This window comes from Pseudomonas sp. TMW22091 (genome assembly GCF_022496705.1).
In the GTDB taxonomy this organism is placed as follows: domain Bacteria; phylum Pseudomonadota; class Gammaproteobacteria; order Pseudomonadales; family Pseudomonadaceae; genus Aquipseudomonas; species Aquipseudomonas saxonica.
The window spans coordinates 128,278-140,466 of the sequence record NZ_SCFI01000009.1; the positions used below are offsets into that span (position 1 = coordinate 128,278).

General features: G+C 56.3%; 9 protein-coding genes and 1 other RNA gene. 3 read left to right on the forward strand and 7 right to left on the reverse strand.

Annotated elements, in window-relative coordinates; all coding sequences use genetic code 11:
- Positions 1-291: 291 nt before the first annotated feature.
- Entirely contained in the window at positions 292-1,455 is a 1,164-nt protein-coding gene (locus EQV93_RS17150) for a dsDNA nuclease domain-containing protein (RefSeq protein WP_240892033.1), read from the forward strand.
- Between the two features lie 33 nt (positions 1,456-1,488).
- Positions 1,489-3,204 (forward strand): hypothetical protein, encoded by a 1,716-nt coding sequence (locus EQV93_RS17155; protein ID WP_240892034.1) that lies wholly within the window; start codon positions 1,489-1,491, stop codon positions 3,202-3,204.
- Between the two features lie 65 nt (positions 3,205-3,269).
- Here EQV93_RS17155 and EQV93_RS17160 read toward each other — a convergent pair whose 3' ends face one another.
- The 3 genes from EQV93_RS17160 to EQV93_RS17170 all read right to left on the reverse strand — a co-directional run bounded on the left by EQV93_RS17160 (position 3,270) and on the right by EQV93_RS17170 (position 5,471).
- Positions 3,270-4,526 carry an integrase domain-containing protein gene (locus EQV93_RS17160; protein WP_240892035.1) on the reverse strand — a complete coding sequence of 419 codons (1,257 nt, stop codon included), beginning with the start codon at positions 4,524-4,526 and terminating at the stop codon, positions 3,270-3,272.
- 184 nt (positions 4,527-4,710) lie between these two features.
- Positions 4,711-5,102, reverse strand: a transfer-messenger RNA (tmRNA) gene (gene ssrA / locus EQV93_RS17165).
- Between the two features lie 75 nt (positions 5,103-5,177).
- Positions 5,178-5,471, reverse strand: a complete 294-nt coding sequence (locus EQV93_RS17170; protein ID WP_122783731.1) for a hypothetical protein — start codon at positions 5,469-5,471, stop codon at positions 5,178-5,180.
- A 549-nt stretch (positions 5,472-6,020) separates the two neighbouring features.
- On the opposite strand from EQV93_RS17170, the gene EQV93_RS17175 reads away from it, so the two are divergent.
- Positions 6,021-6,371, forward strand: a complete 351-nt coding sequence (locus EQV93_RS17175) for a DUF6124 family protein (protein ID WP_122783730.1) — start codon at positions 6,021-6,023, stop codon at positions 6,369-6,371.
- 55 nt (positions 6,372-6,426) lie between these two features.
- Here EQV93_RS17175 and EQV93_RS17180 read toward each other — a convergent pair whose 3' ends face one another.
- The 4 genes from EQV93_RS17180 to EQV93_RS17195 are packed head-to-tail and all read right to left on the reverse strand — an operon-like array spanning position 6,427 to position 12,171.
- Positions 6,427-9,225, reverse strand: a complete 2,799-nt coding sequence (locus EQV93_RS17180) for an FAD-binding and (Fe-S)-binding domain-containing protein (protein WP_240892036.1) — start codon at positions 9,223-9,225, stop codon at positions 6,427-6,429.
- On the reverse strand, positions 9,222-9,893 hold the full coding sequence (locus tag EQV93_RS17185) for a LutC/YkgG family protein (RefSeq protein ID WP_122783728.1): 672 nt from the start codon (positions 9,891-9,893) through the stop codon (positions 9,222-9,224). Before EQV93_RS17185 ends, EQV93_RS17180 begins: the two co-directional genes overlap by 4 nt.
- Positions 9,890-11,350: a LutB/LldF family L-lactate oxidation iron-sulfur protein gene (locus EQV93_RS17190; protein ID WP_122783727.1), complete on the reverse strand. Its 1,461-nt coding sequence runs from the start codon at positions 11,348-11,350 to the stop codon at positions 9,890-9,892. Before EQV93_RS17190 ends, EQV93_RS17185 begins: the two co-directional genes overlap by 4 nt.
- A complete protein-coding gene (locus EQV93_RS17195; protein ID WP_122783726.1) occupies positions 11,347-12,171 on the reverse strand; it encodes a (Fe-S)-binding protein in 825 nt (274 codons plus the stop codon). The genes EQV93_RS17190 and EQV93_RS17195 overlap by 4 nt, the downstream gene beginning before the upstream one ends.
- Positions 12,172-12,189: the final 18 nt, after the last annotated feature.

The following is a 12,189-nucleotide window of genomic DNA, read 5'->3' on the forward strand; positions in this document are numbered from 1 at the left end:
CGAGCACTGAAGGGTAAGCGAACGGGCAACACACTTTTCGGAGGTCGGGCAGGCATCCACTGATGCGGCGGCAACTGGCCGATTTCACTAGCTCGCTCAGTGGGTAGCGGGTCAGCACATTTTGGGATAAGTCATTTCTGGGGGCCGGCTTCTAGTTCGATAATCCGTCGCAATGGTCTATTCAGGCTGCGCATTCGGGATGTAGAAGACGGTCACCTTTACAGCGAACGCAATGTGAATGATGATGACAAGGTGCCATCCTAGGTGGCGAAAGTGCATAGGGAGCATGCCTTGACCATTTCAGCTGGCGCCGCAGAGTTACTCCTCGTCGCGAACAAACCGGGCCTCACAGAGACAGGCGGTGGCCACGGCGCTAAAGGTGTGGATTTTCAGCGGTGGTGGGCCGTGCTCCGAATGGTAGAGCTGGAGCAGGCGGGCGAGATTGATTTCTTGCTGCTTTTCGAAACGGTGCAGGATGTCACCGAGCTGGACTCGTCACACACTCCGTCGCGTGCGCGCGTTTACCAGGTAAAAAAGAAAGATCGAGGCGAGTGGAGCTGGTCCGTACTCACTGGCACAGCGGTGCCTCCGAAAAAGAAGAACCCAGCAGCTTCAGCGAAGGCGGTAATACCTAAGTTTGAAAAAGTCGGCGACAGTGCCCTTGGCAAGCTTCAACTCAGCCTCGCAGCATTCGATAAGTTACCTGTTCAGGCCTTCTTTATCTCGAACGCTGGATGTGACATTCCTCTTGCTGCGGGGGGAAATGCAGCGACGTCGATGCCTTGCTCGCTCGCGGATTTTTCTCCTGATCATGCAGATTTGTTGTCTCAAGCTTTAAGTTCGCTTGGTGCGAGCGGCTCGCTTGCTCCGGATTTGACGAAGCTTACGCTGAAGAGAGTTGCTATCCACCCCGATGAGCCCAGTAGCTACGTCATCAAAGTTGCGCTGGAATTGTTGATGCATCGCAGTCCTGCTCATGCGGGCCAGGCTGCTTCGTTCGTAGAATCCCTCGTCACGAAGATTTCGCCTCTAGGTCGCCACACTGATACTTGTTCGTCTTTCGGAGAGCTCATTAAGCAGCGTGGGTTCGCGAGGCATGAGTTTGTAGCTGCAATGGGGGCACTTGAAGCAACTCCAGATTATTCGGCCTATTTGGGTGTCTGGCTCACGCAGCTACAAACCGAAGGAATGGACTTCATGTTGGTTACCGCGGTGCGAGCTGAAACTGCGCGTGTGGTTCGGGAGCAACTAGCAGGCACAACACTGCCCGATGCCCGATCTGTTCACGATTTCTGTGACAGCTGGATCGAACTCAACGTGGCCGGACCACAGTTGCGGCCGTACTTTGAGGCTTGTTTAGCCGAACTGAAAAAGAATTTCACTAGCTTTCGCGATGCCGAACTACTCGCGCGCTTTGCAATGAGGGCTATTAAAAAATGCGTGGACCCGAACTGAGATTCCTCGTTCGTAGCTTGAGAACTAAGAACTATGAAAAGCTTTCGATTCGAAAACATCTGGCTGCTCTCGCACCGCGACAAGAAGGCGAGACACGTGGGCTTCCACCCGAAGAAAAACCTGTTGAGGGGAAGGAACCACACTGGCAAGACGAGTCTGATTCGAAGCCTTTTTGAGACCCTTGGTGCCAAGCCCCAGGGAAAGCTCGAATCGTGGGATGAAAATACCGTCTCTCTCCTAGAGTTCTCAATTGGAGGATGTCATTTCTTCGCACTGCACCAGAATGGGCGACGCGCGCTTTTCAACGCAAATCAGGAGATGATCGTCGCCACCTCTAAGTTCGGAGAGTGGTCCGAGGCGTTCTGCAACATTACTGATTTTAATCTGGTGTTTACCGATAAAAGAGAGTCAGCTATTAAACCGGCAGACCCTGCATGTTTTTTTTTGCCGTTTTACGTAAATCAGGATGGCAGTTGGCAGTCCGGCTGGAACACTTTTATCGGCCTCCAAAGGTTCAGCTCTCCCTGGAGCGCTATCTTGGAGTACTTCACTGGCGTATGTCCGCCCGAGTACTACCGGGCCAGAGCCGAGAGAGTTCAAGAATCCAAAGCGCTTGATGAGCATCGGCGAGAATACAAACTTCTAGAGCGAACTATGGAGCGGTTCAGCCGAACGCTGCCCTTATCTGGTCCTAAACTCAACCCTGAGAACTTTGCCTACGAGATTGCACTGTTGACCCGGGAGGTTACTGAGCTTAATCAGAGGCAGGAGATGCTCCGTAGTGCTGCCGTTCGTGAGCAAGATTTGCTTTCCAGTCTTGAGCAGCAGATCCGATTAGCCGATGACGCTCTCGCGGCATATGGTCATGACGCAAAGTATCTACGGGCTGAAGGGGCGGAACCTCTGATTTGCCCAACCTGTAATGCAGAGCACACGAAGTCGTTTTATGACTTGCTCCAATTCGCTGAGGATGCACGAGTGCTACGAGAGCTCGCAGGGTGTCTCAGGGATGACGCGAACGAGGTTCGGAATCGATATGACGCCACGTTAGCCAGGCTCCATACCCTAGACGAGAGCTACCAGCGAATCTCTAAGCTTCTGGATACCCGCAGAGGAGACCTAAAGTTTCAGGATGTCGTTGAAAGCATTGGGGCGGAAAGCGCAGCCGCGGCGTTCGAAGCCGAGCGTAAACTTCTGCAGGGCGCGATCGATAAGGCTCTGGGTGCCGTGGATGCTCTAGATGAAAAAATGAAGTTGCTCCGTGCCCCGAAAAGGACTCGGGCGATATTGGAGAAGTTCAGATCCTACTACGTGTCTGGGCGTGTTGCCTTGCAACTTCCCGCAGTAGACGCATCGAAGATGAAGCTTGCTGGACGTCCAGATCTATCAGGAAGCGGAGGTCCTCGCTCAATTCTGGCTTACTACGCCGCACTCTGGCAAACGTGCCAGGGTGTAACCGGGACTTTCGACGTACCCGTGGTGATTGACTCGCCGAACCAGCAGGCTCAAGACGACGTCAACCTGCCGGCGGTGCTTCAGTTCATTGCAAAAGAGCTACCAGATGACATGCAGCTAATCGTTGGATTAGAAACAGAAACGGACTTTCCGTTTGACAAAGAGATCCATCTGGATGCGCCGTACTCAATGCTCCGGGAAGACCACTGGGCCGAGGCAGTGCTCATCGTCGAGCCATTGCTCGAGAAGATGTATGCAAAAATGACATCAAATGTTGAGGAGGTCAGCAAGTGATGAACGAACCGATAGCGCTGCACGCGTCCCAACCCCCAGACTCCTGCTCGCCACCGGTTTTAGTCTCAACGGATCGAAACGACTTTACGGTCCCTATTTTCATTGGTTGCTGACACTGAAAGGCTGCCGGTTGCCGCACTGTGGATGTGCTCGCTCCACCAAGCCATCATCGGGCGTCTGCGATCAATATAGTCGGCTCGGTTATAGGCGCTACGTACCTCATCCTTATCAACGTGGGCTAGCGCAACCTCAATCAGTTCAGGCTCCCAGCCGTGTTCATTGAGGATGGTGCTCGCCATTGATCGCATGCCATGGCTAACCAAGCGTCCTGCGAAGCCCATTCGCTTCAGTGCCATGTTGGCGGTCTGGCTATTGCAATGGGTACGAGGGTTACGGTCTGCAGGGAAGACATATTCCCGATGCCCACTGTAGGGCTTGATCGCCTCCAAAAGTGCCAAAGCTTGATCAGTCAGCGGAATGATGTGTATCCGACGCTTCTTCATGCGCTCAGCCGGTATCGTCCAGACCTTCTTTTCGAAGTCGATATCAGCCCAGCGGGAAGTGGCAGCCTCGGCTGGCCGAGTCATGGTGTGAAGTTGCCACTCAATAAGGCAGCGCGTAGTTCTTTTTATGCTGGCATTGGCAATTGCTACCATGAGCTCTTTCAGCTCATCGGGGGCAAGAGCCGCCATGTTTTTCTTTTTGGGCTTTTTGAAGACAGCGCGGATTCCGCTGAGCGGATTTGCGTGAATCAATCCCGAGTTGACGCCATAGGTCATGATTTCATTGAGGCGTTGGGTTAGACGTTTAACGGTTTCGAGGCTGCCCTTCGACTCGAGGGGTCGAAGCAAATTTATGACTTTAGGGGCAGTGATAGCAGATATTGGGGTGGTGGCCAGATCAGGGAAAACATGCAGCGTGAGAGAGCGCCAAATATCCTCGGCGTACGCTGGGGTGACTGAATCCTTTTTTAGCTCGAACCACGCTGTCGAGATATTTTCGAAAGTGTGTTCCGTGGCTGCTTTTTTCGCGTGCCGCTCGGCGTCGCGTTTCTCTTTAGGGTCCAGCCCCTGGGCGACGAGCTCTCTCGCTTCCACGGTTCTCTTGCGTGCTTGAGCCAGGCTTACCTCAGGAAAGGTGCCCAATCCCATGTTTATCCGCTTTTTCGTCACGGGTTGGATGTAGTTGAAATTCCATAGCTTTGAGCCATTGATTCTCACTCGCATCTGAAGGCCGTTGCCATCGGTGAGTATGTAGTCCTTTTCCTTTGGCTTCGCGGCTTTGACTTTTACGTCTGAAAGGCGCGTGGCTTGGGCCCCCATGGTGTATTCCAGTGCTGTTTATGTATTCCAAAAAATAGCAGGTGAGGGCTTGGAATACCACTTGGAATACACGAAATCTTAGATGGTCACGGATGCTGGTGGACGCTCGTGGACTCTAAACCCCTGTATTCACTGGATTTTAGGCACAAAAAAAGACGTCCGTGGACGTCTTTAGATGTAAAAGTGGTGGAGCCGGGGGGATTTGAACCCCCGTCCGCCAGTACTCCGCTGTCGGTACTACATGCTTAGCCGTTTCTATTAAGTTAACCCTCAGCGACCCGAAGGGCAGGGTGCTTTGGGCGAGTTGTGTAAGTTTTAGCCGCTTCGTCCACAACGTACTGCACGGCGATCCTGTTCTATATGACAATCACTTCAGGTTTACAGGCATCCCCTAGTGATTGCTGGACCCGAAGGTACCAGGAGGATGGCTAAGGCAGCTTACGCTGCGAGAGCTTGACCCTCGTAGGTTTCGTCATTGGCAACTATAGAAAGTTGCAACAGTGGATTTACGAGTTCTGTTACCAACTCGGCATGCACCTAGAGTTTCGCAACCGGCGTCGAATCCTAAACGGCCCCAGTGCTTGCTGTATGCAACCAGCAAGCTGCGGAGTCTACGCCAATCCCGCACACAAGGGCAACCTCAACAACGACTTACTGGTTTCCGCCTGTGGTGAGTTTTTGAATTTTCGCGATCTCTGCGGTGGTCACGTCAACACAGGCCTGGTTGTCTCCCTTCGCCTGTGCATCCTGCGCCGTTTCGTAGGCCTTTTTGAGGTTGTCGGTGGTGTTTTCACTGGTTGTCGGGATGCTCGACAAATAATCTTTAATTCTTTGCAGGTTGTCAGAACATAACTTGCCAGTGTTACTGGTTGTTTCGGCCGCAAACACCGGAGAAGCCAACATCGCAGCGCAAACGAAAAGACCAGCCAATGCGGAACGTTTCATAGGGGAAAACTCCTTGTGCTCATGATAGGCCCGGTTTCTCCAGGCTCGGTTATATGCCCCAAATACGGGGCCTTAAGCCAATTGACTATAGCTGGGATCAGGAGTTCTGCTCTCAGAGGGCCATCATTGAGGATTATTTTTTGCGCCCTAAAACAGGGCGAGTACTGAGGCCGTATAGAAAGCAACCTTCGGCAGTGACACGTGGGTGGGTGCACCTCAAAATCAGCCGTTTCGTACGAAAAGTCCCTTTCCATCTGGTGAAACTTCCGAGAAACTCCCGCTCGCTTGTGCCAGTTCATTTCGGGGCATAGTCTCGGCCCATCGCTGCTCATCAGCGGTCGGGTTTAGTAGCCCGGATAGTCATCTGGCGCATCAGCGCCACCTTCCGTGAGGCGCTTTTTTTCGGCCCCGCGTTATGGTGGCCGTGCGCAGGGCGCCTTCGGGCGCGCCGGTTTCCAGATGCACCGGTCTACTAACCTGCGCACGGCTGCCACCCAATCGTTTAGTAGCGATGTGTGATAGCTCCTTTGAGGCATCTGGAGTTACATCATGAAAAAAATCACCCCCGATCCACCCGTCTTTACCCCACTCGCTGCTGCTCAGTGTGAAGCACAGTCGTTGGACCGTGCCGCTGCTGATCGCGCCCTTGATTACTACTTGCTCGACTTTAAGCCTCCACGGCAGGAGGTCATGGTCACGTACACCATCCCCGACAGTGTCAATTTAGAAGCGGCTTTGGCCCAAGCGTCAGACTTGTTGCGCTGCGCGGGTGCTTCGGCCAGTGAGGCGGGGAAGGGTTTGAGCGGGTTGCAGCGCGATTTGGTGTTGTCGGTGACGCATTTGGTGGAGCTGGCCAAGGCGTATGTCGATAAATCGCTGGACGGTTTGGCGACGCACTAAGCAGCACGCGCCTGCTTGGCGACAGGCGCGTTAAATTGCTTGTTGGAGTAGCCCCTTAGCTCGTCACCCGATCCACCAGATAGACCAGCCCGTGGTAATCAATGCCACCGTGTTGGGTCAGGCCGATCTCGCAGGTACGGCTGGTGGAGATGCCTTCGCTGCACTGCTGCACCGCGTCTTTCAAGGTGCGCAGTGAGTGTGCATTCAGCTCCGGTGTGGTGAACCCTTTGTCCCCGGCAAAGCCGCAGCAATGAATCCCTTCGGGTATGACCACTTGTGTGCTGCACAGCCGTGCAATGTCGATCAACGCCTGACTTTCGCCCAGATGCTGCGTACTGCACGTGACGTGCACGGCAATGGGCGCGGTTTGAGGGGTGAACCTCAACTTATCCACAAGGTGGGTGCGGATGAAGCGAACCGGGTCGTACAGATCGAGGCGCGATTCGCCCAGGTCTTGCACTAAACGCAAGGTGCAGGGGCTGGTGTCGCAATAGATAGGATCAAGCCCGCCACGGCTGGCGTGCAGCAGTGCGCCGATCAGTTCCTGGCGTTTGTGTTCGGCCTGTTCGTTATACCCTTTGGAGGCGAACGGCTGGCCACAGCACAAGCTGTCCATGTTGTCGGGGAAGATCACTTGGTAGCCGGCTTTTTCAAGCAAACCACGGGTTTTGTCCAGCAGCGACATTTGTTCTTTGTCGCCAGCCGCCGGGCCCATCACCCGTGATACGCAGGCCGCCAGATAAACCACCCGTGGGCGCGCATCTTCAATGGGTGGGGTTAAGCGAACCGCCCGCTCAGGCTGAGGCATGGCGTTGGTCCACAGTGGCACCCGGCCTTTACTGGCCTTGGTCAATGCTGACGAAATTTTTGCCAGACGCGGTGCGCCCAGCAGCATGCGGGCACCGTTGGCCACATGAAGCGTGAAGCGGGCGCCTTGCAGCGTTGTGGCAAAGTGATTACCCAGCCAGTCGGCCGTTTTGAGGTGGGTGGCGGTGCGGGCCCGCAGCTTTTTCACCAGCTCGCCGGTATTGATGCCCACGGGGCAGCGTTGGGCGCAAAGCCCGGTGGCAGCACAGGTATCAATGCCTTGGTAGGCGTAGGCTTCTTCAAGCTCGCGGGTATCAACCCCGGCGCGCTGTTTGGCCTGAATATCGCGCCAGATGACAATGCGTTGGCGTGGGCTGAGGGTCAGCCCTTTGGACGGGCACACCGGCTCGCAAAAACCGCATTCAATGCACTTATCCACAATCTCGTCCGCGGCAGGCATCGGTTTGAGGTGTTTGAGGTGGATGTGCGGGTCTTCGCTGAGCACCACGTCGGGGTTGAGAATGCCTTGCGGGTCGAGCAGGCGTTTGAGTGCCCACATTAATTGGTAGGCGTCGCTGCCCCATTCCAGCTCGACAAAGGGGGCCATGTTGCGACCAGTGCCGTGTTCGGCCTTGAGGGAACCGCCAAATTCGACAGCCACCAGTTGCGCCACATCGTCCATGAACGCCTGGTAACGGGCCACTTCTTCGGGGTTGTTAAAGCCTTGGGTGAAGACAAAGTGCAAGTTGCCTTCCAGGGCATGGCCGAACAGGATCGCTTCGTCGTAGTGGTGCTTTTCGAACAGCTCGATCAGGCGATTGACGCCGATGGCCAGTTGTTCCACCGGGAAGGTGACGTCTTCGATGATGACGGTCGTACCGGTCTTGCGCACCGCGCCGACGGCCGGAAAGGTGTCTTTGCGGATGGCCCACAGTTTGGCGTTTTCTTTCGGGTCTTCGGTGAAGTCGACTTGCTTCTCAACCGGGAAGCTGGCCAGTGAGGCCATGATGTGTGCCAGTTGTTCGTGCAATAAGGTCTGCGTGGCAGCGCGGGATTCGATTAGCAAAGCGCAGGCATTCGCCGACAATTGCTGTACGAAAGCCGGCATGCCGGGTTTGTCTTGCACCGATCGCAGGCTGCGGCGGTCCAGCAGCTCGACGGCAGAAACGGGTTGGCTTTTGAGCACGGTGACGGCGTTGCAGCAGGTTTCGACGTCGGGAAAGACAATCAGCGCCGAGGCTTTGTTCGGGTGATCGATCACGGTGTCGTAAGTCACCGAGCTGATAAAGCCTAACGTACCTTCAGAGCCCACCAGCAAATGGCTGAGAATATCCAGCGGCTCGTCAAAGTCCACAAGGGCGTTGAGCGACAGGCCGGTGGTGTTTTTCAGACGGTATTTGTGGCGAATTTTTGCAGCCAACTCAGGATTGGCGCGGGTCTCGCGGCCCAGCGTCGCCAACTGATCGAGCAAAGCCGCGTGGCTTTGGCGAAAGGCCGCGACGTTGGCAGCGTCTTCTGTGTCGACACGGGTGCCGTCGGCCAATACCACGCGCATGCCGGCCAGGGTGTGGTAGGTGTTTTGTGCCGTACCGCAGCACATGCCGCTGGCGTTGTTGGCGACGATGCCACCGATTTTACAGGCGTTGATCGAGGCCGGGTCAGGGCCGATCTTGCGGCCGAAGGGCGCCAGCCATGCATTGGCCTGAGCGCCAATAACGCCCGGTTGCAGGCGGATTTGCGTGCCTTGGCCACGTATTTCTTTGCCGTTCCAGTTGTCGCCCAGCACGATCAGTACGGAATCACTGATGGCCTGGCCAGACAGGCTGGTGCCGGCGGCGCGAAAAGTGACAGCCACTTGATCGCGACGGGCCAGACGCAGCAACTCGACCACTTCGTCTTCTGACTCAACGCGGATCACCAGCTTGGGAATCAGCCGGTAAAAACTGGCGTCGGTGCCGAAGGCCAGCGTAGAAAGTGCATCGGTGAAGCGACGGTCTTGCGGGATCAGCCGTTCGGCGTCACGCACAAAGGCGCTGGGCAGGCTCATGCATCCTCCAGAATCAGGACCACCAAGTCTTTCGGGCCGTGAGCGCCGTAGGCCAATACTTGCTCGATGTCAGCGGTTTTCGACGGGCCGGACACCAGCAGCGCATTGGTCGGCATGCCTGCAGTCCAATTCATTTCTCGTTGCACTTGATAGAAGTTGTCACGGATTTCACTGGCCTTGAGCAAAGCGAAATGCACCGGGGGAACCAGGCTCATCAATCGCGGCTCTTCAGGCGTCGGCCACATGATCAGGCTGCCCGTGGCGGCAATGGCGCCCAGGGTGGTGGTCAGGCTGGCAGGGGTGTCGTTGAACAGTTCGGTTTTCCACTCCTCAACCGGCCGGTCGTAGGCTTTGAGTAAGGGTAACGCAGGGTTTTGCGCCCAATGTGCCGTGACTTTTTGCCCATGCGGTGTCGTTGGCGCAATCAGCAGGCTGGGCAGTTGGCGGTCAGTGACCAATTGCGCCAGCAGCGCGGGCCAGTCCTGTTCGGTGCTGAGGTGAATTTCGGTGTGCACCGCTTCCATCAGCTTGCGCAGTTGCGGGATGCGCTGCTCGGCGGTGTAAGTCCACGGCTCGGTCACCAGCACTTCATCAAAGTTGTCAGGCACGGGCGTGGTGCCTGTCAGGCTTTTGCGCAGTTTGTTGAGGATGTTTTGTTTAGCGCTCATCGCGAGTCTCCCGATTTTTTCGCCAAATGTTCACGGGCCATGTCGTGCAGCGAACGGGCAGCGGGCTTGGGTGCGCTGTGGTTTTGTGTCCACGGGCCCACCTTGCTCGGCGTGAGTGCGCGCAGGCGAGTGGCGGCTTTGAGGAATGTGCGATAAAGCGCGGGTGAGCTGTTGAGCTTGGCCCACATGTTCCAGATCAGGCGCTCTTTGCGTGAGTACTTGCTGCCTTGGCCGCGCATGATGCGAGGTACGGTGTCGGGCGCTTTGACGTTTTCTTCGCGCAGACGGCGCAGCAGTGCCGGGATCGGGATTTTTACCGGGCACACTTCGCCGCATGCGCCGCACAATGAGGAAGCGCTTGGGTGATCCGGCACTTTGTTCAGGCCCACCATATGCGGCGTGATGATGGCGCCAATCGGGCCGGGGTAGACCTCACCGTAGGCATGGCCGCCGATGCGGGTGTAAACCGGGCAGTGGTTCATGCAGGCGCCGCAACGAATGCAGTTGAGGGTCTGGCGCAATTCGCTGTCGGCAAATGCCTGGCTGCGGCCGTTGTCGAGCAACACCAAATGCACTTCTTCAGGGCCGTCCAGCTCGCCGGGCTTACGCGGGCCGGAGATCATGTTGACGTAGGTGGTGATCGGCTGGCCGAGGGCCGAGCGGGTCAGCAGCGAAACCAGCGGTACGACGTCACGCAGATTTTCGACGACTTTTTCGATCCCGGTCACGGCGATATGCACAGGCGGCACGGTGGTCGACATGCGGCCATTGCCTTCGTTTTCGACCAGTAGCAGCGTGCCGGTTTCAGCGACGGCGAAGTTGACTCCGGACACGCCGATGTCTGCTTCGAAGAATTTTTGACGCAGTACGCGACGGCCAATCTGGATCAGTTGGTCGACGTCTTTGGTGTATTCCACGCCGAGTTTTTCGTGAAACAGGTTGGCCACTTGCCCGGCATTCTTGTGAATGGCGGGCATGATGATGTGTGACGGTTTCTCGTTGTCGAGTTGAACGATGTACTCGCCCATGTCGGATTCCAGGCATTCAATGCCTTGGGCGCCGAGCACGTGGTTCATCTCCATCTCTTCGCTGACCATCGACTTGCCTTTGATCACCTGTTTGGCGGCGCGGCGGCGAGCGATGGACATGACTATTTCATTGGCTTGTTCAACGGTTTCTGCCCAGTGCACCTGCACACCATTGCGGGTCAGGTTGGCTTCCAGTCGCTCCAGCAGGTCAGGCAGTTTGGACAGGGCACGGGCGCGGATCGCGTTGCCCAGTGCGCGTAAATGTTCGCGCTCATGGGCGTCGCTGAAGGCCACTGCGCGCTTGGTCATCAGAGAATCCATAGCACTGCGAAAGTTGTTTCGCAGTTGCGTGTCGGCTAGCGCTTCATGGGCGCGCTCGCGGAAGTCTTCTTCCACTGCAACGGTAGGAATCAGTGTGCTGGTGCTCATTGTTCACCTCCGGTGCGCTGCCACAGGAAACTGGCCAGATGCTGGCCGCGCAGGGCTTGTTTCTGTTTTTCCAGCGAGCCGTTGATGTTCATCAGGCAACCGCAGTCAGCGGTCAGCACTTGATGCGCGCCGGTTTCAATCAGGGAGCGGGTCTTGTCAGCGACCATCGCGCCGGAAATGTCCGGCATGCGCACGCTGAATGTGCCACCAAAACCGCAGCATTCACTCTCGTGGCTGTGGTCGATACGCTCGACATTGCTCAGTTGCGCGAGCATTTCGCGGCCGTGCAGGTGGGTGTTCATTTCGCGACGTGCCGAGCAGGAGGTGTGCAGGGCGACCTTGACCGGAGCACCGTGGTCTTTAAATTGCACTTTGCACACAAATAGCAGGAATTCGGTGAGTTCAAAGGTGCGTTCGGCCAGTGCGTGGACCTTTTTCAAGGTCTCGGGCTCGTCCTTGAACAGGTCTTCGTAGTGCTCACGCAACATACCGGCGCAAGAACCGGACGGTACAACTACCGGGTAGTCTTCGGCAAACAGGGCCAGTTGCGAGCGGGCGACTTCCCGAGCCTGCTCGGTGTAACCCGAGGTGTAGGCCGGTTGGCCGCAGCAGCTTTGGCCTTGGGGGTAATCGACTTCAATGCCTTCACGTTCAATCAGGTGAATCGCGTCCATCCCGGCCTCGGGAAAGAACAGGTCTACGACACAGGTGCCGAACAGGTAAACCTTGCGCGGTTTATGCGCGGGGTATTGGCGTGGCACAGGCAAGGGCGGGGCGACACGGGTCGCATTCGGCACGGCGTTGTAAAAAAGCTCGCTCATCAGGCGTCTCCGGGTGGT